Annotated in this window: 14 protein-coding genes; 10 read left to right on the top strand and 4 right to left on the bottom strand. The window is 73.0% G+C overall.

Annotated elements, in window-relative coordinates; genetic code table 11:
* Both WHN02_RS20855 and WHN02_RS20850 read left to right on the top strand, forming a co-directional pair.
* The gene (locus tag WHN02_RS20855; RefSeq protein WP_434740386.1) at positions 1-1,176 is read left to right on the top strand and encodes a sensor histidine kinase; all 1,176 of its coding nucleotides are present in this window, start codon (positions 1-3) and stop codon (positions 1,174-1,176) included.
* Positions 1,173-1,790, top strand: coding sequence for a response regulator transcription factor (locus WHN02_RS20850; RefSeq protein WP_350898484.1), 618 nt, complete (start codon positions 1,173-1,175; stop codon positions 1,788-1,790). Before WHN02_RS20855 ends, WHN02_RS20850 begins: the two co-directional genes overlap by 4 nt.
* A 72-nt stretch (positions 1,791-1,862) precedes the next feature.
* Here the strand turns inward: WHN02_RS20850 and panD are convergent, their stop codons facing one another.
* The 3 genes from panD to WHN02_RS20835 all read right to left on the bottom strand — a co-directional run bounded on the left by panD (position 1,863) and on the right by WHN02_RS20835 (position 4,400).
* The gene (gene panD / locus WHN02_RS20845; RefSeq protein WP_434740385.1) at positions 1,863-2,234 is read right to left on the bottom strand and encodes an aspartate 1-decarboxylase; all 372 of its coding nucleotides are present in this window, start codon (positions 2,232-2,234) and stop codon (positions 1,863-1,865) included.
* 71 nt (positions 2,235-2,305) lie between these two features.
* On the bottom strand, positions 2,306-3,379 hold the full coding sequence (locus WHN02_RS20840; RefSeq protein ID WP_434740384.1) for a hypothetical protein: 1,074 nt from the start codon (positions 3,377-3,379) through the stop codon (positions 2,306-2,308).
* A 4-nt stretch (positions 3,380-3,383) separates the two neighbouring features.
* Positions 3,384-4,400 (bottom strand): pyridoxal-phosphate dependent enzyme, encoded by a 1,017-nt coding sequence (locus WHN02_RS20835; protein ID WP_434740383.1) that lies wholly within the window; start codon positions 4,398-4,400, stop codon positions 3,384-3,386.
* Between the two features lie 424 nt (positions 4,401-4,824).
* Here WHN02_RS20835 and WHN02_RS20830 point away from each other — a divergent pair, with 424 nt between their 5' ends.
* The 4 genes from WHN02_RS20830 to WHN02_RS20815 all read left to right on the top strand — a co-directional run bounded on the left by WHN02_RS20830 (position 4,825) and on the right by WHN02_RS20815 (position 9,259).
* The gene (locus WHN02_RS20830) at positions 4,825-6,705 is read left to right on the top strand and encodes a BTAD domain-containing putative transcriptional regulator (RefSeq protein WP_434740382.1); all 1,881 of its coding nucleotides are present in this window, start codon (positions 4,825-4,827) and stop codon (positions 6,703-6,705) included.
* Positions 6,706-7,094: 389 nt separating this feature from the next.
* A complete protein-coding gene (locus WHN02_RS20825; RefSeq protein WP_434740381.1) occupies positions 7,095-7,532 on the top strand; it encodes a hypothetical protein in 438 nt (145 codons plus the stop codon).
* Positions 7,533-7,539: 7 nt separating this feature from the next.
* Positions 7,540-8,466, top strand: a complete 927-nt coding sequence (locus WHN02_RS20820) for an ornithine carbamoyltransferase (protein ID WP_434740380.1) — start codon at positions 7,540-7,542, stop codon at positions 8,464-8,466.
* A gap of 67 nt (positions 8,467-8,533) precedes the next feature.
* The gene (locus tag WHN02_RS20815) at positions 8,534-9,259 is read left to right on the top strand and encodes an SDR family oxidoreductase (RefSeq protein WP_434740379.1); all 726 of its coding nucleotides are present in this window, start codon (positions 8,534-8,536) and stop codon (positions 9,257-9,259) included.
* 53 nt (positions 9,260-9,312) lie between these two features.
* On the opposite strand, the gene WHN02_RS20810 is transcribed toward WHN02_RS20815, so the two are convergent.
* A complete protein-coding gene (locus tag WHN02_RS20810; RefSeq protein WP_434740378.1) occupies positions 9,313-10,095 on the bottom strand; it encodes an alpha/beta fold hydrolase in 783 nt (260 codons plus the stop codon).
* Positions 10,096-10,330: 235 nt separating this feature from the next.
* On the opposite strand from WHN02_RS20810, the gene WHN02_RS20805 reads away from it, so the two are divergent.
* From WHN02_RS20805 to WHN02_RS20790, 4 genes are read left to right on the top strand one after another with little or no spacing between them, the layout of a single operon-like run.
* On the top strand, positions 10,331-15,475 hold the full coding sequence (locus tag WHN02_RS20805; protein ID WP_434740377.1) for an amino acid adenylation domain-containing protein: 5,145 nt from the start codon (positions 10,331-10,333) through the stop codon (positions 15,473-15,475).
* Positions 15,472-18,960 carry an amino acid adenylation domain-containing protein gene (locus WHN02_RS20800; protein ID WP_434740376.1) on the top strand — a complete coding sequence of 1,163 codons (3,489 nt, stop codon included), beginning with the start codon at positions 15,472-15,474 and terminating at the stop codon, positions 18,958-18,960. Before WHN02_RS20805 ends, WHN02_RS20800 begins: the two co-directional genes overlap by 4 nt.
* Positions 18,960-25,442 (top strand): amino acid adenylation domain-containing protein, encoded by a 6,483-nt coding sequence (locus WHN02_RS20795; protein ID WP_434740375.1) that lies wholly within the window; start codon positions 18,960-18,962, stop codon positions 25,440-25,442. Before WHN02_RS20800 ends, WHN02_RS20795 begins: the two co-directional genes overlap by 1 nt.
* Positions 25,436-26,185 carry a thioesterase II family protein gene (locus tag WHN02_RS20790; RefSeq protein WP_434740374.1) on the top strand — a complete coding sequence of 250 codons (750 nt, stop codon included), beginning with the start codon at positions 25,436-25,438 and terminating at the stop codon, positions 26,183-26,185. The genes WHN02_RS20795 and WHN02_RS20790 overlap by 7 nt, the downstream gene beginning before the upstream one ends.
* The last annotated feature ends 14 nt before the right edge of the window (positions 26,186-26,199 follow it).

Raw genomic sequence — 26,199 nt, 5'->3', positions numbered from 1 at the left:
ATGTCACGTCAGCCGAGCGGTCTGTTGCGCTCCCACCTCTGGGACGGGTACTTCGTCCTGGCCGGGGGCGCCACCCTCGCCTTCGTCGCCACCGCCGACCACGAGCCGGCGGTGGCGCGGGCGTGGGCGACGGCCAGCCTGTTCGGCCTCGCCCTCTGGTACGTCTGCTACGGGCGTGGGCTGATCCGCGAGGAGGTCGAGGACCGGCGTTCGTACGTCTACTTCGCCGGTGCCGCGCTGTTCTTCGTACCCGCGGTGGTGCTCGTCACCGCCGCCTCGTACGCGCTGCTGGTGCTCTGTCCGCAGGCGTTCATGCTGATGCGGACCGTCCCCGCCATCGGGGTGGTGGTGGCGTTCAACGTGACCGACGTGGTCGCCGCGCACCTGGACACCCGGGACTGGGCCGACACCGCCCGGGGGCCCCTCCCGGTGGCCCTGATGGTGATCGTCGGGTCGGCGGCGTTCGGCAGTTGGGCGCGGCAGGTCTCGGCGCAGAACGAGGAACGGGCCCGGCTGATCGCGCAGCTCGACGGGTCCCGCGCCGAGGTGGCCCGGCTCTCCCACACCGCCGGGGTGCTCGCCGAGCGTCAGCGCCTCGCCGGCGACGTGCACGACACGGTGGCCCAGGGGCTGACCAGCATGATCATGCTCATCCAGGCCGCCGCCGCCGAGATGGACCGCGACCCCGGGCAGGCCCGACGTCACCTGGACCTGGCCCTGACCTCGGGGCGGGACAACCTGGCCGAGGCCCGCGCCCTGGTCGGCGCACTCACGCCCACCGGCCTGGCCGGGTCATCGCTGCCGGAGGCGCTGCGTCGGCTGGCGGACCGGTTCGTCAAGGAGACCGGGGTCCCCGCGACCTTCCACGGCGCCGGACCGGTCGGCGAGGTCGCCACCGCCATCGAGGTGGTCCTCCTGCGGGCGGTCCAGGAGTCCCTGGCCAACGTGCGGCGGCACGCCGGGGCGACCCGGGTCGACGTGCGGTTGGAGCGGGTGGCCGACGGGCTGGTGGTCTCGGTGACCGACGACGGCTGCGGGTTCGCCCCCGACCAGGTCGGCGGCGGGTACGGGCTCGCCGGGATGCGGACCCGGGTGGAGCAGGTCTCCGGCACGGTGCAGGTCGACTCGGTGCCCGGTCGGGGCACCACGGTGAAGGTCGAGGTTCCCAACAGATGATCTCCGTGCTGCTCGTCGACGACCATCCGGTGGTCCGGGCGGGTGTCCGCGCCATGCTCGACGGCGAGGACGACATCCAGGTCACCGGGGAGGCGGCCTCCGGTGCCGAGGCGGTGGCGGCCGTCCTGTCGGACCCGCCCGACGTGGTCCTGATGGACCTGCGGATGCCGACGATGGACGGGGTGATCGCCACCCGGGCGGTCCTGGAGGTCGCGCCCACCACCCGGGTGGTGGTGCTGACCACGTACGAGACGGACGCGGACATCCTGCGCGCAATCGAGGTGGGTGCGGCCGGTTACCTGCTCAAGGACATGCCCCGGGCGGACCTGGTCAACGCCGTGCGGACCGCCGCCCGGGGGGACACCGTCCTGGCCCCGTCGGTGGCCACCAAGCTGTTCAACAGGGCCCGGCGGCCGGTCCAGGAGAGCCTGTCGCCCCGGGAGACGCAGGTGCTGCGGCTGGTGGCCCGGGGCCTGTCCAACGGCGAGGTGAGCCGGGAACTGCACGTCAGCGAGGCGACGGTGAAGACCCACCTGCTGCGGGCCTTCGCCAAGCTGGGGGTCTCCGACCGGACCGCCGCGGTCACCACGGCGATGTCCCGGGGGCTGCTCTGACGGCCCGACCGCCGTCGGACGGCCCGTACCCGGTGCTCCGCGAGAGGGGCCGGGCAGACGGCCGGGTCTCCGTCAGACGGTCGGGTCGGAGCCCAGCGACACCAGCTCGTTGCGGTCGTTGACGTGGACCACCCGGGGGGCGTGCGTGCGGGCCTCGTCGTCGGCCATCAGGCCGTACCCGATGATGATGATCAGGTCACCGGTGTGGACCAGCCGGGCGGCGGCACCGTTGATGCCGATCACCCCCGACCCGGGGGCGCCCTCGATGACGTACGTCTCCAGACGGGCACCGTTGTTGATGTCGACGATGTGGACGAGCTCTCCGGGTAGGAGGTCGGCCGCGCGCATGAGGTCGGCGTCGACGGTGATCGACCCGATGTAGTGCAGGTCCGCCTGGGTGACGGTGGCCCGGTGGATCTTCGACTTGAGCATGGTGCGCAACATCTGCTGCCCCTTAGGCGAGACTGACTGGTCCGATGGCAGGGCTGACTGGTCCGCCGTCGACCCCGGTGAGATCAGCGGGGGATCCGCAGGCCCAGATCGTGTTCCTCGGCGTACGCGGCGACCCGGGCGCCGAGGGCGACGTCCAGGATGGACATCCCGAACGGGTTGCTGAGCACGAGCCGCCCGGGTTCGGCCCGGCCGGGGTGCCGGTCGGCCAGGACGTCACCGAGGGTGGTGTGCACCTGGGCGGCCGTCGGGTCGGGCGTGGCGTCGGGTCGGTACCCGCCGTCGGGGGCGCGCAGCGTCCCGGCCCGCCACATCCGGCCCAGGAGGCGGCGGTCGTCGTGGCTGACCAGGCCCCAGTCGTCGACCACCACCAGACCGGCGGCGGCGACCACCTCCGGCAGGACGTCGTCGAGCGAGACGTGGGCGATCAGCGCCCCGGGGGCGAACCACTCCGGTGCCAGGTAACCCTCGGTGGTCACGGTCACGGTGACCACCAGGTCTGCGCCGTCGACGCAGGCCCGGGCGGAGTCCTCGACCCGTACCGTGAGGTCGGCGGTGTCCGGGTCGGCGCGCAACGCGTCGGCGAGCGCCTCGGCCCGGGACCGGTCCAGGTCGTAGAGGGTGATGGTCTGCAGCTTGTCCGACACGGCGGGCAGGAGCCGCAGGTGGGCGCGGGCGAGGGTGCCGCATCCGAGCACCGCCAGGTGACCCACCGGGTCGGTGCGCAGCCGTTGCGCGCTCACAGCGGTCACCGCGGCGGTGCGCAGGGCGCTGATGTACGCCGACTCCATCACGCAGACCGGGTAGGCGGTCTCCGGGTCGAACATCATCAACAGCCCCTGCGAGCGGGCCAGGCCCCGGTCCGGGTTGCCCAGACTGGCGTTGATCACCTTCAGGCCGAGGTCCAGGCCGGAGTCGGTACGGATCGCGCCGGGCATGCCCAGCGACCGCGCCGAGTGCCCGTCCGGGGTCTGCCAGGGCAGGTACGCCTCGTCGGGCAGGATCGTCGAGCCGAGGGCGTGCCGGCGCAACGCCTGCGCCGTCACCTCGACGCAGTCGACCTCGTCGAGGGCGGCGACCACCTGCTCGCGGGGCAGGTAGCGCAGGTCGGAGGCGGGGTAACCGGGAAGGTCAAGCATCTGTTCATCCGTTCTGGAACCGCAGGCCGTCGTTGCGCAGTCGGGTCTCGGCGAGGCGTACCTCGTCGGCGATTCCGACAGTGGTCAGCCAGGCGTCGTCGTAGACGGTCGCCTGGTACCGGTCGCCGCCGTCGGGGCAGAGGCACAGCGGGCTGCGGGGCGGCTGGTCACCGGCGAGTTCGGTGAGGCAGGCGCGCAGGACACAGCCCGACGAACCGCCGAGGGCGACCCCGGTGTCGTCGCGCAGGATCCGGCAGACCGCTATCGACTCGGCGTCACCGACACGGACGGCCCCATCGTAGGCGTACGGGGTGAGGAAGGCCGACGGGCGGCTGGCACCGATCCCGGCCAGGTGCCGTCGTCCGGGGGCGGTGCCGGTGACCATCGACCCCTCGGCGTCCACGGCGACCACCCGGATCTGCTGGTCGACCGAGCGTAGGTGCGCGGAGATGCCGGCGAGGGTGCCGCCGGTGGAGACCGCCACGTACACCGCGTCGAGGTCCGGTCCGCCCTGGGCGACGATCTCGGGGCCGGTGGTGAGCTGGTGGATCCACGGGTTGGCGAAGCTGGCGTACTGGTTGGGCCAGCGGTATCCCGGGTTGCCGGCGCACAACGCCCGTACCCGCTCCAACCGGGTCAGCTGGTAGCCGCCGAAACCGTCGGGTGTGTCCACATGGCAGACCTCCACACCGGCGGCGGCCAGGGAGTCCCGGGTGGCCGGTGGGGTCTTCGGGTCGATGACCGCGATGAGTCGACAGTCGATCTCGGCGAGTTGACGGGCCATGGCCAGCCCGAGGTTTCCGGAGGTCGACTCGACCACCACGGTGCCCGGGGTGAGCGGGACCTGGCGGTCCATCACCATCAGCAGACCGGCGGCGGTCCGGTCCTTGATGGAACCGGAGGGGTTGAACGACTCGTACTTGAGCCGGAGGTGGTGTTCCCGGCCCCGGTACTCGGTCACCAGGACCGCGGTGGGCGTGTCGGTGAACGCTGACTCCAGGTGCGCGACCCGTGACAGCACGGTGACTCCTCTGTACGGCGGCCGGTCGGACGGATGGCGCGGGACCTCTCCGCCGACCAGGCTGGTGGTGGCGGTGTGATCCGAAAGGAGGATCGAGCTTTGCCGGGGGGCGGCGACACCCTTTGGCGAGTAGTCGCCAGCCCCGGGGGCCCGTCGAGGGTCGCACAGGTGTGTTCGCAGATTAACACGCTGTAACATGAATGGTGTCCCCGGTGGGGAAATAATGGTCATTCCGGTGGTCTGCGGGCGTGCCGATAATTGGCTCGGCGGTCGGCAAAATGGGCGAACCGCGACAAGCCACCAGGTAAGCCGGGAAGTGTCTTTGACTCCGCCGGTGCCCGGATTATCGGGTTTGGTACGCCGTTCGCGGCGAATGTGTCCTCCGTCCAGCGGAGCTGGACGCGGTCGGGTATACACGGGCGGCATGGAGATCAAGTTCCAGTGCCTCGGCGATCTGGAAATCACCTGCGGCGAGCGGGTGATGCCGGCGGGCGGACCGCTTCAGCGGGGTCTGCTGGCGATGCTGCTCCTCAACGCGAACCTCTCGATCAGCGCCGACCGGCTCATCGACGCGCTCTGGGACGACCCGCCGGACACCGCGCTGGGCCAGTTGCAGACCCGGATCTGGCGACTGCGGCAACTGCTGCGGGCCCCCGCCCCCGGCACCTCGTGGTCGACCCCCGAGCTGATCACCCGGCCCGGCGGGTACGCCCTCATGGTCGACCCCGCCGCCGTCGACCTCCTGGTGTTCCAGCAGCGCATCCGCGACGCCGAGTCGATGCTCGCCGGCGACCGGCCCCGGGAGGCGGCCCTGGAACTGCGCAGCGCCCTGGCCCTGTTCCGGGGACCCGCCTTCGCCAACGTCACCGCCGTCGGGGTGGCCGGGGAGGTGGTGGCCATCGAGGAACGGCGTCGGGCCGCCCTGGAACAGATCTTCGACATCGAACTCAGCCTCGGGATGCACGCCCAACTCATCGCCGAACTGCGGGAGGCGGTAGCGGCCAACCCGTACCAGGAACGGCTGCGACTGCACCTGATGCGGGCGCTGTACCGGTCCGGTCGGCGGGCCGAGGCGGTGGCCGCTTACCGGGAGGGGCACCGGACGATGGTCGACGGTGCCGGACTGGAACCCAGCCGGGAACTCAAGGACCTGCACCGGCGGATACTGCTCTCCGACGTGCCCAGCGCCCCGGCGGTCGCGTCGGTGGCCCCGGTGGCCTCCACCGAGGCACCACCACCGGCGGCACCCGCCGGCAGCTGGGCACCCCGGTCACGCGACCTGCCCCGGGACGTCACCAACCTGGTCGGGCGGTGCCCGGAGATCACCCAGCTGACCGACTACCTCTCCGGCCCCGGCCAGCACCTGCCCCGGGTGGTGGCCCTCTCCGGGATGCCCGGGGTGGGCAAGACCGCCCTGGCCGTCCGGCTCGCCCACACCCTGGCCGGTGCCGCCCCCGACGGTCAGCTCTTCGCCTGGCTGGGCGGCAAGTCCGAGCCCACCGAGATCCTGCACCGGTTCCTGCGCACCCTCGGCGTCGCCGAATCCGAGGTGCCGGCCACCCTCGCCGAACGGTCGGCCCTGTTCCGCGCCTGCACCGCCGGTCGGCGGCTGGTCCTGGTGCTCGACGACGCCCACGGCGAGGCCCAGGTCCGCCCGCTGCTGCCCGCCGGGCCGGCCACCCTCACCCTGGTGACCAGCCTTCGCCCGCTGACCGCGCTCGACGGCGCGCAACTGCGGGACCTGGCACCCCTGGAGCCCTCCGAGGCGATCCGGCTCCTCACCGAACTGGTGGGCGAGGAACGGGTACGCGCCGAACCGGCGGTGCCCCAGCGGATCGCCGCCTGGTGCGAAGGGCTTCCGCTGGCGCTGCGCGCCGCCGGGGCGCGACTGCGGGCCCGGCCGCACTGGTCGCTCGCCCGGTACGCGGCCACCGTCGAGCAGCGCAGCCAGCGCCTCGACGCGCTCTCCTTCGGTGACCTCGACGTCCGGGCCGCCGTCGCCACCGGTTACGCCCGCCTCTCACCGCAGGCCGGGCGACTCTTCCGTGCCCTCGGCGCACTGCCCGGTGCCGAGTTCACCGTCGGTGACGCGGCCCGCCTGACCGGCGCGTCGTCGTACCTGGCCGCCGAGGTGACAGAGGAACTCGTCGAGGCCCGCCTGGTGCACCCGGTGGCCCGGTCGACCCCCACCCCGATCCTCGGCGGCGACGACACCCTGCGCTATCGCATCGGCGAACTGTGTCGGCTGGTGGCCCGGGAACGTGCCGCCCTGGAGACCGCCGGTGGGTGCCACGAGGACCGGTGACACCGATCCGGCACGCGGCCGGCCGAACATTCTTCATCTTGTCCCCACGTGGTCGTCCGGTCACTTTCCGGAATTGCGTGACCGGGCGGGGCGATTTTTTCGACATATCGACTCGTGCTGTCGCCCGACACAATGAGAGAGCGCTCCCAAAGGCGGCGAGACGAGGGGTAGAGCGAAAAAAGAGCGGGCGGCTAGGACGGGAAATGAGATTCCGGCTACTCTCGGTCCGGTCGGTGGCGCACAAATCACATGTCGCTGCTCGTGCCGGCACCGTACTGACATGCCAACGGGGGTAATTGGTGGCAGATACGTACCGCGTTAATGGCGCGTTCGCGCGTCGCGTTCCTAACGGTGCCAGGGCGGACCGGCCACAACCCGGTCCGTACCGGGTGAGCACCGATCCGTTGTCGGCCCGTGGCGGCGACCAGGCGGTCCTCGGACCCCGGTCGCCCCGGTCGGCACCGCATCCGTGGTCGGCCAGGCCGCAGGCCCGACCCGACCTGTCGACACGCCGGCCGTCACCCGTCGACGGCGGGTGGGACGAGCCGACCGGGGCGCAGGCCGCCCCGGCCGCAGCCCCCGGCCGTTCGGTGATGGACATCCCGGACCACCTGTTGCCGGTGTTGGCGCAACTGCTCACCGGGGCCACCGACGTCACCGCCAGCCAGCGTCTGGGGATGTCGCCCCGCACGTTCAGCCGACGCGTCTCCGAACTCCTCGAACACCTCGGCGTCATCAGCCGGTTCCAGGCGGGAGTGGCGGCGGCCAACCAGGGGTGGCTCTCACCCCGGCACCTTCCACACCACACCTCGAACACCGAGCAGTAGGGCGGGCATGCGGCATCTTCTCTCCATCTCCGACCTCGACGACGACGAACTGCGCCGCCTCGTCGAACGAGGTGTGGCCATCGCCGGTGACCGGCGGGCCGCCGAACACGCCCGCCCGCTGGCCGGTCGGGTGGTCGGGATCTACTTCCGGCGCACCTCCACCCGCACCCGGACCTCGTTCTCGGTGGCGGCACTGCGACTGGGCGCGTCGATCGTCGCGTACGGTCCCGACGACCTCCAGGAGAACACCGGGGAGAGCACCGCCGACACCGCCCGGGTCCTCTCCGGAATGCTCGACGCGTTCGTGGCCCGTACCGCCGGTCCGACCGAGGAGCTGCGCACCTACGCCGACCAGCAGCGGATGGCAGTGGTCAATGCCATGAGCGCCCTCGAACACCCGACCCAGGCGCTCGCCGACCTCACCACCATCGCCTCCCGATTCGGGCGGGTCGACGGGGTCCGGGTGCGCTACGTCGGCGAGGGGAACAACACCGCCGTCGCCCTGGCCCTCGCGTTGACCCGGTTCCCGGGCACCACCCTGCACCTGAACACCCCACCCGAGTACGGCCTCCCACCACAGGTGCTGGCCGAGGCCACCGCCCTCGCCGACGCCAGCGGGTCGACGATCGTCGAACACCACGACATGCGCCCGTGCCCCGGGGCCGACCTGGTCTACACCACCCGGTGGCAGACCACCGGCACCACCAAACCCCACCCGGACTGGCGGGACCGCTTCGCCCCTTTCCAGGTCGACGACGCGGTGCTGGCCGACCAGCCGGGAGCGCTGTTCATGCACGACCTGCCCGCCCACCGGGGCGAGGAGGTCACCGCCGAGGTCCTCGACGGCCCCCGCAGCATCGCCTTCGAGCAGGCCGACAACAAGCTGCACAGCGCGATGGCGGTGCTGGAACGGTGCCTGGCGGAGCACCGGTGACCGGGCGGCGCGAGCGGGCCGTCGTGGCGGGTCCCCGTACCGACCCGGAACGCAGCGGGGCCACGGCGTGAGCGCGGCCGGTCGGGTCGCCGTCGTCACCGGCGGCGGCAACGGCATCGGTGCCGCGGTCGCCGCCCGACTCGCCGCCGAGGGCGCCGGGGTCGTCGTGGTCGACCGCGACGGCGCGGCCGCCCGCCGCGTCGCCGGGCAGATCGGCGGTACGGCGATCCGCGCCGACCTCGCCACCCCGGAGGGGACCGCGACGGCCTTCGCCCGCGCCGAGGCGGCGTACGGTCGGATCGACCTGGTCCACCTCAACGCCGGGATGCTCTGCGGTGAACCGGACCTCGTCCGACTCGACCTCGACAAGTACCGGGCGACGATGGGGGTCAACGTCGACGCCGTGGTCTTCGGAGTCCGGGCCTGCGTGCCCGCCCTGGAACGGGCCGGAGGCGGTGCCGTCCTGGTCACCTCGTCGATCGCCGGTCTGACCCCGTTCGACCTGGACCCGGTGTACGCGATGACCAAACACGCAGTCGTCGGACTGGTCCGGGCGCTCGCCGACGGGCTGCACGAGCGGGGGATCCGGATCGCCGCACTCTGTCCGGACTTCGTGGACACCGGATTCGTGCAGCCGTACCGGGGGGCCCTCGCAGGGGCGGGGCAGATGCTCACCGTCGACGCCGTCGCCGCCGCCGCGGTGACCGAGCTGACCGCCGGACGCCCCGGCACCGTCCTGGTCCTCCGCCCGGATCGGGCGCCGTACCCGTACGCCTTCGCCCCCGTCGACTGACTGTGGATCGGCCCCGACCCGTCGCCCGGCGTCAGGTCGGGGCTGCCCTCCTCTCAGGCGAGGCGGTCGAAGAAGGTGACGAGGTGGGAGTTGACCTCGTCGGGGCTCTCCAGGAAGCCGAAGTGTCCACACTCGGCAATCTCGACGTACTCCCCGCCCGGGATCGCCTCGGCCACCTCGATGCAGAGCTGCGGCGGGGTGATCAGGTCCTCGGCGAAACCGACGACGAGGGTCGGGACGCTCACCGCCGTCAGGGCGTCGAGCCGGTTCGGGAAGATCGTCGCCGCGTAGTGGCCCGCCGGGCCGTCCCCCTGGATCGGGAACTGCGTCGCCAGGTCCAACCAGTTGCGGGCGAACTCGTCGTCGGCCAGGCTCCGCAACCCGAACAGCGTCGCCATCCCGGTGACCGCCGCGTACTCCGGCGGGACCGCGTCGGTCGACCTGATCACCGTCGCCGAGGCCGCCGAGAGCCGTTCCAGGAAATGGGTGAGCCGACCCCGGGTGCCCAGCAACGCCATGCCGACCAGCAGGTCCGGACGGGTGAGCGCCAACTCCTGGGCGACCATCGCACCGAGTGAGCTTCCCGCGATCCGGCACGGCCCGAGGCCCAGCGCGCGGATCAGCCCGGCAGTGTCGGCGACCAGCTCCGCCAGCCGGTACGGCCCCGGCGGGCAACTCGACGGGGCGGTGCCCCGGTGTTCGAAGGTGACCACCTCGTAGCCGGCCCGGACCAGCGCCGGAACCTGGTGCAGGTCCCACAGCGCCGAGCGGGTCGCCGCCGGGGCGAGCAGCAGCACCGGCGGACCGGCACCCTCCCGCCGGTAGGACAGTGTCACGCCGTTGACCTCGACCGTGCGGGTACGCCTCACCTGCACAACCAATCGCCAGCCACGGTGGCCGGTCAACGTGGCTGGCGACTAGTCGCCAGGTCCTTGTCAACGCTTCGGGCGGTCCCGAAATCTCTTATCCGGCGGTCCGCGGGCGTGCGGCATCGCGCCCACCCGCGCGTGACGCCGGTGGGTCGCGTCACGTCGGACGCCCGACGCCGACCTGCGGAAAGCTGGGGGAGACATGACAGCCGGTCACGACGCGGCGGGTACCTTGCACGAGCTGGTGGCCCGGCAGGCCGCCGATCGCCCGGACGGCACCGCACTGGTCTGCGGGGCGCACCGGTTGACCTACGCCGACCTGCACACCCGGGCCGTGGCGGTCGCCACCGCGCTGCGCGGGCGGGGGGTCGGCCCACAGGACGTGGTGGCCGTCCACACCGGCCGCCGACCGGAGCTCGTCGTCGCCCTGCTCGGGGTGCTCGGAGCCGGGGCCGCCGTCCTGCCCCTCGCCGACGACCTCCCGCCGGCCCGCCGCGCGGCCCTGCTCGCCGACGCCCGGGTACGCCTCGCCGTCACCTCCCGGACCACCGGCACCACAGTGACCGAGGTGCCGACGTACGACGTCGACGCCCCGGTCCCGCCCGCCGACGACTACCCGGTGTCCGTCGACGCCGACCAGGCCGCCTACGTCATCTACACCTCCGGCTCCACCGGCGTACCCAAGGGTGTGGTGGTGTCGCACGGGCCCGCGGTGGCGCACGTGCGGGCGATCGTCGGGCGGCTCGGCCTCGGCCCCGACGACGTGGTCCTCCAGATGGCCGGACAGAGCTTCGACGTGGCGATGGAGCAGCTCTTCGGCGGGCTCGCCGCCGGGGCCACCGTCCTGCTGCGCGACGACCGGGTGTGGGGACCGGTGGAGCTGGCACAGGCCGTCACCGACCACGGGGTCACCGTCGCCGACCTGCCGACCGCCCTCTTCGCCGAGCTGACCACCGCCCGGCACGCCGCCGCCTGCACGGCGGTGGCCGCGTCGACGCGGACCGTCCTGGTCGGCGGGGAGGCCCTGTCGTCGTCGGCCCTGGCCCGGTGGCACGCCGCCGTCGGCCCGGACGGCCCGGACGTGGTCAACGCCTACGGACCGACCGAGACGGTGATGACCGCGTCGCTGCACGTCGCCCGCGTCGAGGACGGCGTCGGTACGGCAGGCGTACCGATCGGGTCGGTGGTGGGCCCCCGCGCGCTCCACGTCGTGGACGGGGAACTCCCCACCGACGCGCCCACCGCCGACGAGGGGGAGTTGTACGTCGGTGGGACCGCCCTCGCCCAGGGGTACCTGGGTCGCCCCGACCTGACCGCCGACCGTTTCGTCCCCGACCCGTGGGGTCCCCCCGGAGCCCGGATGTACCGCACCGGTGACCGGGTGCGGCGCAGCGGTGACGTCCTCACCTTCCTCGGACGCGTCGACGAACAGCTCAAGGTGCGGGGTTTCCGGATCGAGCCGGGCGAGATCGAGTCCGCCCTGCTGCGGCACCCCGCAGTGGCACAGGCCTGCGTGACCGGCGGCGACGGGCGGCTCGTCGCCCACGTCGTCGGGGTCGAGGCCACCACCGTCCCGCCGACCGGGGAGCTGGCCGCCTGGCTCGGCGAACGGCTGCCGACCTGGATGGTGCCCACCGGGTGGCAGGTCCTCGACCGGCTTCCGCTGCGCCCCAGCGGCAAGGTCGACAGGGCGGCCCTGACCGCCGCCGTGCCGGTGCACCGGAGCGCCCCCGACGTGGACCCGACGGGGGGCGTGGACCCGCGCGACGGCGACGCGGATCCGGTGGCCGCCATCTGGCAGCGGATCCTCGACCTGCCGACCGTCGGGGCCGACGACAGGTTCCTCGCCCTGGGCGGCACCAGTCTGCTCGCCGCCCGGGTCCAGGCCGACCTGCTCGCCGACCTCGGGGTCGCGGTGCCCCTGTCGGACCTGCTGGCCAACCCCACCCTGGCCGAGTTGACCGACCGGGTGGCCCGGGCCGGTACCGAGCCGCAGCCGGAGACCGGCCTGCCGGTGCTGCGCCCCCGCACCGGTGACCGCGGGCACGGCCCGCTGTCGGTGATGCAGGAACAGATCTGGTTCTTCGAGCAGCTCTCCGAGGCCAACCTCGCCTACAACGCGCCCACCACGATCCGGCTCACCGGCCCCGTGGACGTCCGGCTCCTGGAGGCCGCCCTCACCGCTGTGGTCCGTCGACACGAGATCCTGCGGACCACTGTGACCTCCCGCGACGGCGAGCCGGTGCAGATCGTCCACCCGCCGTACCCGGTCCGGGTGGTCGGCCGGGACCTGCGGGCCGCGCCGGACCCCTGGGCCGCCGCCGAACACGTCGTGGCCGCCGAGATCCGCGAACCGTTCGACGTCGGTCGGCTGCCGCTGCTGCGGTGGACGCTGCTGCGCCTCGCCGACGAGGAGTACGAGCTGATCCTCGTCGAGCACCACATCATCCACGACGGATGGTCGTTCGCGATGCTGGTGGAGGAGGTCCTGACCAACTACGCCGCCGTCGCGGGCTGGTCCCCGGCCCCGGCCGACCCCACCCTCCAGTACCTCGACTTCGTGCACTGGCAGCGGGAGGCGCTGGCCGGGCCGGGGATGCGGGCCCAACTGGAGCACTGGCGGACCACCCTCGCCGGGGCACCCGCCCACCTCGACCTGCCCTACGACCACCCACGCGGTGACGGCGAGCAGGCCGCCGGGGCGGTCCACCGGGTGGAACTGCCCGCCGACCTGTGCGCGGCGGTCCGGGAGTTCAGCCGCGACCGGGGCGTCACCCTCTTCGTCACGATGACCGCCGCGTACGCCGCGATGCTGCACCGCTTCACCGGCCAGGACGAACTCTGCGTCGGGTCGGCGTACGGCAACCGGGCCGTCCCCGGCACCGAACGGATCCTCGGCATGTTCGTCAACCCGGCGGTCCTGCGCCTGGCCACCGGCGGCGACCTGCCCTTCGACGACCTCCTCGACCAGGTACGCCGGGTCAGCCAGCAGGCCCAGGCCCACCAGGCGTTGCCCTTCGTCCACCTGGTACGCGACCTGGCCCCGGCCCGCCGCCCCGGCCACAACCCGCTGTTCGCCGCGATGATGAACTTCGACGACGCCCCCCTGGTCCCGCTGCACGCCGGGCCGATCTCGGCCACCTACCTGGAACGGCACAACGGGACCGCCAAACTGGACCTGTCGGTCCTCGTGGTCCCGCGCGCCGAACGGCAGGTGGGGGTGCCCGCCGCCGACCGGGACCAGCGGATCACCATGATCTGGGAGTACCGCACCGACCTGTTCACCGCCGCGACCGTCGCCGGTTTCGCCGAGGCGTACCGGGACCTGCTGCGGGCCGTCGTGGACAGCCCCCGGTCCCGGCTCGCCGAGCTGCCCCTGCACGCGTACGCCCCGACGACGGCGGCCCCGACCTGCGACGTACCGACCGACGACACCGTCGGCGAGCTGTTCGGGCGGGTCGCCGCGACCCGGAGCGACACCGTCGCCGTGGTGCACCCCGGCCACGACCCGGTCACCTACGCCGACCTGGACCGGCGCGCCAACCGCTTCGCCCACCTGCTGCGCGCCCGGGGGATCGGCGCCGAGGACGTCGTCGGCGTCTGGCTGCCCCGGGGGGTCGACTGGGTCGCCGCGGTGCTCGGCGCACTCAAGGCGGGCGCCACCTACCTGCCGTTGGACCCGGACAGCCCACCGGAGCGGATCGCCGACCTGCTCGCCTCGGCCGACCCGGCCGCCCTGGTCACCGACCGGGACCTGCCCGGGGTCCGCGTCGTGCAGCGCATCCGGCCCGACGACCCGGCGTTGGCCGAGGCCCCCGACACCGACCCCGCCGTCGAGGTCCACCCCGACCAGCTCGCCTACCTGATCTACACCTCCGGCTCCACCGGCCGACCCAAGGCCGTCGGGATCAGCCACCGGTCCCTGTCGGCGAAGTACGCCGCCTGGCGGGCCGCCTACGATCTCGACCGGCACCCCGGCGTACACCTGCAACTGGCCGCCCTGGCCTTCGACGTCTGCACCGGCGACCTGGTCCGGGCACTGCTGTCCGGAGGGCGGCTGGTCCTCTGCCCACCCGGGGCGGCGGCGGACCCGGCGGCGCTGCTGGCGGTGATCCGGGACCACGACGTGGACACCGTCGAACTGCTCCCCTCGGTGGCCGGTCTGCTCGCCGCCCACCTGGCCGCCACCGGGGACCGGCTGACCGGGCTGCGGCTGGCCGCGATCGGCGGGGAGGCGTGGACCACCGCCGAATACCGGCGGCTGCGCGCCGCGTTCGGCCCGGACACCCGGATCCTCAACGTCTACGGGGTCACCGAGGTCACCATCGGCGACACGCTGCGGGAGCTCGGACCGGTGACCGTCGACGACAGGCCGCTGCCCATCGGTGAACCCCTGCCCGGTGTCCGGGTACGGATCCTCGACGCCGCCGGTGCCCCCGTCCCCGTCGGGGCGGTCGGCGAGATCGTCCTCGGCGGGGTCGGGGTGGCCCGGGGCTACCACGGGCGTCCCGACCTGACCGCCCAGCGGTTCCTGCCCGCCCCCGGCGGAGGACGGTACTACGCCACCGGGGACCGGGGCCGGTTCCGACCCGACGGCGGCATCGAGTTCCTCGGCCGCGCCGACAGCCAGGTCAAGATCCGGGGATTCCGGGTGGAGCCGGGGGAGGTGGAGCACGCCCTGCGCGCCCTGCCCGGCGTCGACGACGCGGTGGTGGTCGCCCACCCCGACCGGACCGGACTGCGGCTGGTCGCCTACGTCGGCGGGGCCGGACTCGCACCGACCGCCCTACGGGACGCCCTGCGGGGCACGCTGCCCTCGTACCTGGTGCCGACGGCGGTCACCGTCCTGCCGACGCTGCCCCGGACCGCCAGCGGCAAGGTCGACCGGCGGGCACTGCCGGCCCCGGACACCGTCGAACCCGCACCGGACACCCGGTCCCGTCCGCCCGAGCCGGGTGTCGAGGAACGGGTGGCCGCCGTCTGGCGGGAGGTGCTCGGCGTCGCCGCACTCGGTGCCGACGACGACTTCTTCGACCTGGGTGGACACTCGCTGCTCGCCGCCCGGGTCACCGCCCGGCTCCTGGCCGACCTCGGCGTCGACCTGTCCGTACGGGACCTGCTGGCCGCACCGACGGTGGCCGGGGTGGCCCGGCGGATCGGCGACGGAGTCCCGGCGCGCCCGCAGCCGGCCCTGGTGCCCCGGTCCCGGGGCGCCTACCGGGTGAAGGCCACCGCACTGGACCCGACCCCGTCGGCCCCCGACGGACCGCCCCCGGGTGCCGTGACGTCCGGCGGACCGGCCCTCGGCGCGGTGGCCGTCGGCGACCCGACGGAGGGGGACCGGTGACCACCGGCGAGGCACCCGAGGTCGGCGACGCACCCGACGGCGACGAGAGCGTCGTCGCCCTGCCCGCCGCTCCCGGGCAGGAACGACTCTGGTTCGCCGACCAGCTCGAACCCGGCAACCCGCTGTACAACGTGCACTTCGCGGTCCGGCTCCGGGGGCCGCTGCGGACCGGTCCGCTGGCCACGGCGGTGCAGACCGTCGTCGACAGGCACGAGGCGCTGCGGACCACCCTGCGGGCCGTCGACGGCCGACCCCACCAGGTGATCGCCGCCCACCTTCCGGTGCCGACGGCCGTCCACGACCTGACCGCCACCGCCCCGCAGGACCGCGACGCCACCGCCACCGAGCGGGCCGCCACCCACGCCCGTACGGTGTTCGACCTGGCCGTCGGGCCGCTGCTGCGCAGCGACCTGCTCCGGTTCGCCGCCGACGACCACGTGTGGCTGTTGACCCTGCACCACGCCGTCTTCGACGGGTGGTCGGCGCCGCTGTTCTTCGGCGAGGTGGCCGAGGCGTACGCGGCGGTGTCGCAGGACCGCCCGGCGCTCCTTCCCGACCTGCCCCTCCAGTACGCCGACTACGCCCTCTGGCAACGGGAGGTCCTCGCCACCGGCGGCCTGGCCGACCAGCTCGACCACTGGCGTGGGGTGCTCGACGGGGCCGCGCCGCTGCTGCCCCTGCCCACCGACCGGCCCCGCCCCGGGGTCCGACGCCACACCGGAGCCCTGGTCGAGACGGTGGTCCCCGCCGAGGTGGCCCGGTCGTTGCGGGAGCTGGCCCGTCGGGAACGGGTCACCCCGTTCATGACGTTGCTGGCCGCGTTCGCGGTGGTGCTGCACCGCCACACCGGCGTCGACGACCTGGTCGTCGGCACCGCCGTCGGCGGTCGGGAGCGGGTCGAGCTGGAACAGCTCATCGGGTTCTTCACCAACACCGTGGCGCTCCGGCTCGACCTGGGCGGCGACCCCACCTTCACCGACCTGCTGGCCCGGGTCCGCGACGTCGTCCTCGACGCCCACGCCCACGCCCGGCTGCCGTTCGAGCAGGTGGTCCAGGCGGTGCGCCCGGACCGGGAACCCAGCTACCACCCGGTCTTCCAGGTCATGTTCGACGTCCAGCCGGGGGGCCTGGACGCGTTGCGGCTGCCGGGGGTGACCGCCACCGACGTGCCCGTCACCGACCGCCGGACCTCCCTGTTCGACCTCAGCCTCTCGGTGGTCGACGGCGACCGGCCACGTCTGGTCGCCGAGTACGACACCGACCTGTTCGACCCCGGCACCACCGACCGGGTCCTCGCCGCCTACCAGGTGGTGCTGGCGGCGGTGGCCACCGATCCGTCGGTGCGGATCGGCTCGGTCGCGTTGATGGGCGACGCCGACCGGGGCGACGTGCTCGCCGCCGCCGACCGTCGACACCTGGCCGCCCCGCCGGGCACCCTCACCGACCTGTTCGCCGACACCGTACGCCGGACCCCCGACGCCCCGGCGGTCCACGACCCGGCGACCGGACGCACCCTGGACCACCGGAGCCTGGACGCCTGGTCCGGTGACGTGGCGGCCGGGCTGCACGACGCCGGGGTCCGTCGCGGCGACGTGGTGGGCCTGCTGACCCGCCGGTCGGCGGGGGCGGTCGCCGGGCTCCTCGGGGTGCTGCGCGCCGGTGCGGCGTACCTGCCGGTCGACCCCGACCTGCCGACCGCCCGGATCGCCGGTCTGTTCGCCGACGCGCAGGTCACGGCCGTCCTCGCCGACGCCGACGCGGCGGTGCCGCCCGGGACGGACGTCCCGGTCCTGGACCCCGGCACCGTCCCACCGGCGTCGGTCCGACCGGCCCCGTCCGTCGCCGTGGACCCCGACGACGCCGCCTACCTGATGTACACCTCCGGTTCCACCGGCACCCCGAAGGGGGTGCTCGTCACGCACCGGGGCGTGGTCAACTACGCGGCGGCGGACCGGGCCGCGCACGGGCTGACCGCCGCCGACCGGGTGTTGCAGTTCACCGCCCTCAGTTTCGACGTCAGCGCCGAGGAGATCTTCCCGGCCCTGGCCACCGGGGCGTGCCTGGTGCTGCGGACCGAGGACATGATCGACACCCCCCGGCAGTTCCTCGACGAGTGCGCCAGGTTCGGGGTGACGGTGGCGCACCTGCCCACCGCGTACTTCCACGAACTGGTGACCGAGGTGGAACAGGGCGACCCGCCCGCCCCGGGAGGGCTGCGCCTGCTGGTGATCGGGGGCGAGGCGACCACCCCGGCCCGGGTCACCGCCTGGCGGCGGGCGTGCCCGTGGGTGGCGCTCAGCAACGCGTACGGCCCCACCGAGACCAGCATCGCCGTCACCCTCGCCCCGCTGGCCGGACCCGACGTCGCGGACCTGGGCGGCCGGGTCCCGATCGGTGCGCCGGTCCCGGGTGCCGCCTGCTACGTCCTCGACCGGGAGTTGACGCCGGTGCCGCCCGGCGTGCTCGGGGAGGTGTACGTCGCCGGTGCCGGCCTGGCCCGGGGCTACCTGGGTCGCCCGGGGCTGACCGCCGAGCGCTTCGTGCCCAGCCCCTTCGGCGTCGGGGAGCGGCTCTACCGCACCGGCGACCTGGCCCGGGTGCTGTCCGACGGCCAGTTGGAGTTCGGCGGTCGGGTCGACGCCCAGCTCAAGATCCGTGGACACCGGGTGGAGCCCGGCGAGGTGGAGGCCGCCCTGTGCACCCTGCCCGGGGTCCGTCACGCGGCGGTGGTGGCCCGCCCGGGTCCCCGGGGCGACCTCGAACTGTTCGGCTACGTGGAGTCCGCCGACGCGCCCCGACTGGCCGCCGACGGCCACCGTCGACTCCGCGACGGGCTCGCCGCCCTGCTCCCCGGATACCTGGTGCCGACCGGCTGGTACGTCGTCGACGCCCTGCCCCGCACCGGCACCGACAAGATCGACAGGGGTCGGTTGCCGGAGCCGCCGACCGCCCCCCGGGCCGAGTCCGCCCCTGCGCGCAGCGGGGCGGAGCAGACCGTCGCCCGGGTCTGGGTGGAGGTGCTCGGCCTGGCCGAGGTGAGCCGGGACGACGACTTCTTCGCCCTGGGCGGACACTCCCTGCTGGCCACGCAGGTGGTGTCCCGGCTGCGTCGGCACTTCGGCCCGCAGGTCCGGCTCCGCCAGGTCTTCGAGCATCCGACGCTGGCGGCCTTCGCGGCGGCGGTCGCGCCCCCGTCCACCGGCCCGACGCCGGTCCGTCCGGCCGCCGCCGTACCCCGACTGCGCCGGGCGAGCAGCGAGGAACTGCTGGCCGGGATCCTCGGCAGCGTGGCCTCACCCACCACCGGGTCCCCCGCCCCGACGGGGTCCGCCGCCCCGACCGGTTCCGCCGCTCCGACCGGTTCCGCCGCCCGGACCGGTTCCGCCGCCCCGACCGGGTCCGCCGCCCCCACCGGGTCGTCCCCGGCCCTCCGCCGCCCGGCCCAGCCGGGCACCGCACCCGACACCGCCCCGCAGGAGCAGTGATGACCGCCGACCGTCAGCCCGCAACCACCGGCGCCGCCGACCAGGTCCAGGTCCTGGCCACCCTCCTCGCCGAGGGCGACGAACGCCTGGTCCCCGTCTCGTCGGGGCAGCGTCGGTTGTGGTTCGTGGATCGGTTGCGTCCGGGTTCGGTGGAGTACAACGTGGTGTGGCCGTTGCGGTTGGTGGGTGGGTTGGACGTGTCGGCGTTGGGTCGGGCGATCGACGAGGTGGTGGCGCGGCACGAGGTGTTGCGGTCCCGGTTCGTCGCCGTCGACGGCGAACCGCTGGCGGTCATCTCCGCGCCCCGGCCTGTCGACCTGCGCCGGGTCGACCTCAGCGGCGAGTCGGCCGAGACCCGCGAGGCGGAGTTGTCGCGGTACGTCGCCGAGGCGGGTGAACACCCCTTCGACCTGTCGGTGGGGCCGTTGACGCGGTGGGTGTTGGTGCGGGTGGGTGTGGGTGAGCATGTGTTGGTGGTGTCGGCTCATCATGTGGTTTTCGATGGGTGGTCGGGTTCGGTGTTGTTGCGGGAGTTGGGTGTGTTGTATGAGGGTTTCGTGTCGGGTGTGGGTTCGCCGTTGGTGGGGTTGGGTGTTCAGTTTTCGGATTTTGTGGTGTGGGAGCGGGAGTGGTTGTCGGGTGGGGTGTTGGAGCGGGGGTTGGGTTTTTGGCGGGGGTATTTGGGTGGTGCGCCGGTGGTGATGGATCTGCCGGGGGGTGGTGGTGGTCGGGGTTCGGGTTCGGGTGGTGGTCGGGTGCGGTTTGAGGTTCCGGTGGGGGTGTCGGAGGGGTTGGTGGGGTTGTGTCGGGGTGAGGGTGCGACGTTGTTCATGGGGTTGTTGGCGGGGTTGGAGGTGGTGTTGGGGAGGTATGTGGGTTCGGATGATGTGGTGGTGGGTTCGTTTGTGGCGAATCGGCCGTTGGCTGAGTTGGAGGAGTTGATCGGGTTTTTTGTGAATACGGTGGTTTTTCGGGGGGATGTGTCGGGGGGGCCGTCGTTTAGGGGTTTGTTGGGTCGGGTGAGGTCGGGTGCGTTGGATGTTTTTGCGCATCAGGATGTGCCGTTTGATCGGGTGGTGGAGGAGTTGCATCCGCGTCGGGGTTCGGGTGTTGTTCCTTTTGTTCAGGTGGCGTTGGTGGTGCAGAATTTGCCGGGGGAGGTGTCGGCTTTCGGGGATGTGGTGGTGGAGTCGTTGCCGTCGCAGTCTCGGTCGGCGGCTTTTGATTTGTCGGTGCATGTGTGGCAGTTGGAGTCGGGGGTGTTGGCGGGGTTCGTGGAGTTTTCGTCCGAGGTGTGGTCGCGGGGTGGGGTGGAGGGGTTGGTGGGTCATTGGGTGAGTGTGTTGGGGCAGGTGGTGGCTGATCCGGACGCGTCGATCGACACCCTCGCCCTACCCGCCGGGGCCGAGCGGGAGGCCCTCCTCGCCGCCGCCGTCACCGACCCGGTGGCCGTCGACAGCGGACACTGCCTGCACGACCTCGTCGCCGAACAGGCCCGCCTCCGCCCCGACGCCGTCGCGGTCTCCTGCGCCGGACGGCAGCTGACCTACCGGGAACTCGACGAGCGCGCCGAGGACCTGGCCCGGCTCCTGCGCGGCCACGGCGTCGGCACCGGGACCCTCGTCGGGGTCTGCGTCGAACGGTCCCCGGCCTCGGTGGTCGGGGTCCTGGGCATCCTCAGGTCCGGTGCCGCCTACCTGCCGCTGGACCCGGAGAACCCGCCCGAGCGGCTCGCGTACATGCTCGCCGACTCCGGGGCCCGCACCGTCGTGGCCGGCGCCACCACCCGGCACCTGTTGCCGGAGTCGACCACCGTCCTGCCGATCGACGGGGAGACCGGCGCCGTCGACGCCCCCGCCGGTCCGGTGCCCGACGCGACCCCGGTCACCCCGGACGACCTGGCGTACGTCATCTACACCTCCGGGTCCACCGGCCGCCCCAAGGGGGTCGCCGTCGACCACCGGTGCGCGGTCTCCCGGGTGCACCGCCCGACGTACGCGTCGATCGGCCCGGACGACGTCATGATGCACGCCCTGTCGCTGACCTTCGACGTCTCGGTCATGGAGATCTTCGGTGCCCTCACCAACGGGGCGGAGCTGGCGATCCTGCCCGGTAAGGCGTTGCCGGAGCGGGTCGGGGTGTTCATCCCGGCGGCCCAGGTGACTGTCTGCTGGTTGACCGCCGCCCTGTTCCACGCCGTCGTCGACGTCGCCGGTGACGCCCTCGGCGGTCTGCGTACCCTGATCGCCGGCGGCGACCAGCTCTCCACCAGCCACTCGGAGAAGGCGCTGCGCCACCTCGCCCCCGACGCGGTCCTGGTCAACGGGTACGGCCCGACCGAGGCGGCGATCTTCGCGGCCACCCACACGATGCACCCCGGTGGCGACCTGGACGGGCGGGTGCCGATCGGCGGTCCGATCCCGAACACCGAGCTGTACGTCGTCGACCCGCAGGGCAACCTGTGCCCCGTCGGGGTGCCCGGTGAGCTGTACCTCGGCGGCGACTGCCTGGCCCGGGGCTACCTGGGTCGACCCGACCTGACCGCCGAACGGTTCGTGCCCCACCCGTACGCCCCGGGGCGTCGCCTCTACCGCACCGGTGACCTGGTCCGTCGCCGCCCCGACCACGTCGTGGAGTTCCTCGGCCGGATCGACCACCAGGTGAAGGTGCGCGGATTCCGGGTCGAGCTGGGCGAGATCGAACAGCAGCTGCGCCGCCATCCGGCCGTGGCCGAGGCGGTGGCGGTGGCCCGCCCGGACGACGTCGACGACCACACCATCGTGGCGTACGTGGAGCGGGCCGTCGCCGCCCCGCCGCCCTCGGTCGGGGAACTCCTGGCCCACCTGCGGGGCTTCCTGCCCGGCTACATGGTGCCGAACACCATCGTGGTGCTCGACGCGTTGCCGCTGAACCCGAACGGCAAGATCGACAGAGGGGCGCTGCCCGACCCGGACGGGGCCCGTCCGGACGTCGGCACCGCCTTCGTCGCCCCCCGCAACCCGATCGAGGAGCAGGTGGCCGGGATCTGGACCGACCTGCTCGGGCTGGACCGGATCGGGGCACACGACGACTTCTTCGACCTCGGCGGCCACTCGCTGCTGGCCAGCAGGCTCGTCGCGCGGGCCCGCCGGGCCTTCGACAGGGACCTGCCGCTGTCGGCGTTCTTCGCCGCCCCCACCGTCGCCGGGATGGCCGCCGAGCTGGAGGCCCTGCTGCGCAGCGACGTGGCGACCCGGCCGCCGCTGCGCCGGGTGGTCCCCACCCCGGACCCGCTGCCGGTCTCGTCGGGGCAGCGTCGGTTGTGGTTCGTGGATCGGTTGCGTCCGGGTTCGGTGGAGTACAACGTGGTGTGGCCGTTGCGGTTGGTGGGTGGGTTGGACGTGTCGGCGTTGGGTCGGGCGATCGACGAGGTGGTGGCGCGGCACGAGGTGTTGCGGTCCCGGTTCGTCGCCGTCGACGGCGAACCCCACCTGGTGATCTCACCGCCGTCCGCTGTGGAGCTGTCGATGGTGGACCTGGCCGAGGTCCCGGTCGACAAGCGCGCCGACGCCGTCACCGCCCGGGTCCTCCAGGCCACCCTGGAACCGTTCGACCTGTCGGTGGGGCCGTTGACGCGGTGGGTGTTGGTGCGGGTGGGTGTGGGTGAGCATGTGTTGGTGGTGTCGGCTCATCATGTGGTTTTCGATGGGTGGTCGGGTTCGGTGTTGTTGCGGGAGTTGGGTGTGTTGTATGAGGGTTTCGTGTCGGGTGTGGGTTCGCCGTTGGTGGGGTTGGGTGTTCAGTTTTCGGATTTTGTGGTGTGGGAGCGGGAGTGGTTGTCGGGTGGGGTGTTGGAGCGGGGGTTGGGTTTTTGGCGGGGGTATTTGGGTGGTGCGCCGGTGGTGATGGATCTGCCGGGGGGTGGTGGTGGTCGGGGTTCGGGTTCGGGTGGTGGTCGGGTGCGGTTTGAGGTTCCGGTGGGGGTGTCGGAGGGGTTGGTGGGGTTGTGTCGGGGTGAGGGTGCGACGTTGTTCATGGGGTTGTTGGCGGGGTTGGAGGTGGTGTTGGGGAGGTATGTGGGTTCGGATGATGTGGTGGTGGGTTCGTTTGTGGCGAATCGGCCGTTGGCTGAGTTGGAGGAGTTGATCGGGTTTTTTGTGAATACGGTGGTTTTTCGGGGGGATGTGTCGGGGGGGCCGTCGTTTAGGGGTTTGTTGGGTCGGGTGAGGTCGGGTGCGTTGGATGTTTTTGCGCATCAGGATGTGCCGTTTGATCGGGTGGTGGAGGAGTTGCATCCGCGTCGGGGTTCGGGTGTTGTTCCTTTTGTTCAGGTGGCGTTGGTGGTGCAGAATTTGCCGGGGGAGGTGTCGGCTTTCGGGGATGTGGTGGTGGAGTCGTTGCCGTCGCAGTCTCGGTCGGCGGCTTTTGATTTGTCGGTGCATGTGTGGCAGTTGGAGTCGGGGGTGTTGGCGGGGTTCGTGGAGTTTTCGTCCGAGGTGTGGTCGCGGGGTGGGGTGGAGGGGTTGGTGGGTCATTGGGTGAGTGTGTTGGGGCAGGTGGTGGCTGATCCGGACGCGTCGATCGACACCCTCGCCCTGCCCGGTCACGCCGAGGCCCACCAGCTCACCCGGGACGTCGCCCGGGGTGCCCGCCGCGACTTCGGCCCGGCCACCCCCCTGGCCCGTTTCGCCCGCCAGGCCGCCCGGACCCCCGACGCCGTCGCGTACGTCCACGGGGAACGGACCCTGAGCTACGCCGACCTCGACCGGCGCTCCACCCGCCTGGCCCGGCGACTGCGTCGCCTCGGCGTCGGCCCGGAGACCCCTGTCGGGGTCTGCCTCGACCACGGACTCGACCTGCCCACCGCCGCCCTCGCCGTCTGGCGGGCCGACGGGGCGTACCTGCCCCTGGACCCGGGCAACCCGCCCGAGCGGTTGGCGTACCTGGTCGCCGACTCCGGGGCGGGCGTCGTCGTGACCACCGCCGCGCTGCGGCCGCGGCTCCCCGCCGACCTCACAGTCGTCCTGGTCGACGGCCCCGACCCCGCCGACCCAGCCTCCGCCGACCCCGCCGCCGCGGCCGACCCCGCCGCCGCGGCCGACCCCGCCGGCCGGGAGTCCGACGAGGAACCGTTGCCGGAGCCGTCGACCACCCTCGACGGACTGGCCGCCGTCATCTACACCTCCGGCTCCACCGGCCGACCCAAGGGCGTCGCCGTCACCGGCCGCGCCATCGTCAACCGGATCGACTGGTTCGCCGCCGAACATCCCTACCGGGCCGACGACGTCGGCTGCCTGAAGACCCCGATCGCCTTCGTCGACTCCCTGTGGGAACTGCTCGGCGGGCTGGTCCACGGGGTACCGACGGTGGTGGTCGACGCCGACACCGGACGCGACCCCCGGGCACTGACCGGCGCGTTGGCCGCCGCCGGGGTGACCCGACTGCTGCTGGTGCCGACCCTGCTGCGGATGCTCCTGCTCACCGTCGACGACCTCGCCGACAGGCTGCCGACGCTGCGCCTGTGGATCAGCTCCGGGGAACCCCTGCCCGCCGCCCTAGCCCGGGAGTTCGTCGACCGGATGCCCGGCCGGTCCCTGCACAACCTGTACGGCTCCGCCGAGGGCTGGGACTCGCTCTGTCCCCCCGCGTACGTCCCGGACACCGCCGACGGTGTCGTCCCGGTCGGCCGCCCCCTGGCCAACGTCACCGCGTACGTCCTCGACCGGGCCGGACAGCCCGCACCGGTGGGGGTCCCCGGTGAGCTGTACGTCGGCGGGGACTGCCTGGCCCGGGGCTACCTCGGGCGTCCCGACCTGACCGCCGAACGGTTCGTGCCCGACCCGTACCGTCCGGGTGCCCGGCTCTACCGCACCGGCGACCGGGCCCGGGTCCGCGCCGACGGGCAGGTCGAACTGCTCGGTCGGGTCGACCACCAGGTGAAGATCCGGGGTTTCCGGGTCGAGCCGGGTGAGGTCGAACGCGCCCTGGAAGCCCTACCGGCGGTCCGACAGGCGGTGGTGGTGGCCCGGCACCGTACCCCGGGGACGGAGCCGGAACTCGCCGCGTACCTGGTGGCCGACGGTGCGCCGACACCCGCGCAGCTGCGTACCCGGTTGGCCGAGAGCCTGCCGGCGCACCTGGTGCCGTCCACCTTCACCCTGCTGGCGTCGCTGCCGACGACGGTCACCGGGAAGGTCGACAGGCTCGCCCTGCCCGACCCGGACCAGCAGTCGGTCGCCACCCCCGCCGCCCCGGCCGACGAGGCCGAGGAGGACCTCGCCCGGCTGTGGGCCGACGTCCTCGGGGTGCCCCGGGTCGGGGTGCACGACGACTTCTTCGACATCGGCGGGCACAGCCTCCTGGCCGCTGCGCTCGTGGCCCGGGTGGGCCGGGAACGGGGACGTGAGCTGCCGATGCGGATCGTGTTCGACCATTCCACAGTGCACCGCATGAGCCAGGCTCTGCGGGCGCTCGACGCCGAAGGAGGCGAGGTCCGATGCTGACCTCACCGTGGATCGCGCGGCTGCGGCCGTCCGGCGACGCCCGGATGCGACTGATCTGCTTCCCCCACGCCGGTGGGGGTGGGGCCACCTTCCGGTCCTGGGGTCCGGACCTGCCCGACGGGATCGACCTGTGCGCGGTCCGGCTGCCCGGCCGGGAGAGCCGGCTGCGGGAGCCGCTGCTGACCCGGATGGAGGACGTCGTCGGTCAGCTCGGCGACGTGGTCGAGGGGCTGACCGACGTCCCGTACGCCCTGTTCGGCTACTGCTCCGGGGCGTTGACCGCGTTCGAGCTGGCCCGGCTCCTGGAACGGGCCGGACGGCCACCGGCGCACCTGTTCGTCTGCGCCTGCCCGTCCCCGGCGGCGGTGGACCGCGACGGCGGGGTGCACAAGATGTCCGGGCCGGAACTCGCCGACCACCTGCGGGCGTTGGGCATCATCCCCCCGGTGATCATCGACGATCCGGGGCTGTTCGCGATGTTCGAGCCGAGTGTCCGCGCCGACTACGAGGTCTTCGAGTCCGACACGTACCGGCCGGGGCCGCCGCTGCGGATGCCGATCACCGTCTTCGGGGCCGACGACGACCCGAGCACCACGGTGCCGACGATGCTGCGGTGGCGGGCCGAGACCAGCGGCGAGTTCGCCCTGCGGCTCTTCCCCGGGGACCACTCGTTCTTCGAACAGGACCGCCGGTCGATCCTGCGGACGGTGGCCACCGAGCTGGCGGCGGGCACGACCGGGTGAGACGACGAGGGCGG

The organism is Micromonospora sp. SH-82 (genome assembly GCF_051132485.1).
Taxonomy (GTDB): Bacteria; Actinomycetota; Actinomycetes; order Mycobacteriales; family Micromonosporaceae; genus Micromonospora.
The sequence above is the reverse complement of the archived record's forward strand: the minus strand, read 5'-3'. Positions and strand labels throughout refer to the sequence as shown.

Coding starts and splice junctions, on each gene's coding strand:
- WHN02_RS20805 (WP_434740377.1), top strand. CDS start 10,331: ATGACAGCCGGTCACGACGCGGCGGGTACCTTGCACGAGCTGGTGGCC.
- WHN02_RS20790 (WP_434740374.1), top strand. CDS start 25,436: ATGCTGACCTCACCGTGGATCGCGCGGCTGCGGCCGTCCGGCGACGCC.
- WHN02_RS20795 (WP_434740375.1), top strand. CDS start 18,960: ATGACCGCCGACCGTCAGCCCGCAACCACCGGCGCCGCCGACCAGGTC.
- WHN02_RS20820 (WP_434740380.1), top strand. CDS start 7,540: ATGCGGCATCTTCTCTCCATCTCCGACCTCGACGACGACGAACTGCGC.
- WHN02_RS20855 (WP_434740386.1), top strand. CDS start 1: ATGTCACGTCAGCCGAGCGGTCTGTTGCGCTCCCACCTCTGGGACGGG.
- WHN02_RS20830 (WP_434740382.1), top strand. CDS start 4,825: ATGGAGATCAAGTTCCAGTGCCTCGGCGATCTGGAAATCACCTGCGGC.
- panD (WP_434740385.1), bottom strand. CDS start 2,234: ATGTTGCGCACCATGCTCAAGTCGAAGATCCACCGGGCCACCGTCACC.
- WHN02_RS20850 (WP_350898484.1), top strand. CDS start 1,173: ATGATCTCCGTGCTGCTCGTCGACGACCATCCGGTGGTCCGGGCGGGT.
- WHN02_RS20840 (WP_434740384.1), bottom strand. CDS start 3,379: ATGCTTGACCTTCCCGGTTACCCCGCCTCCGACCTGCGCTACCTGCCC.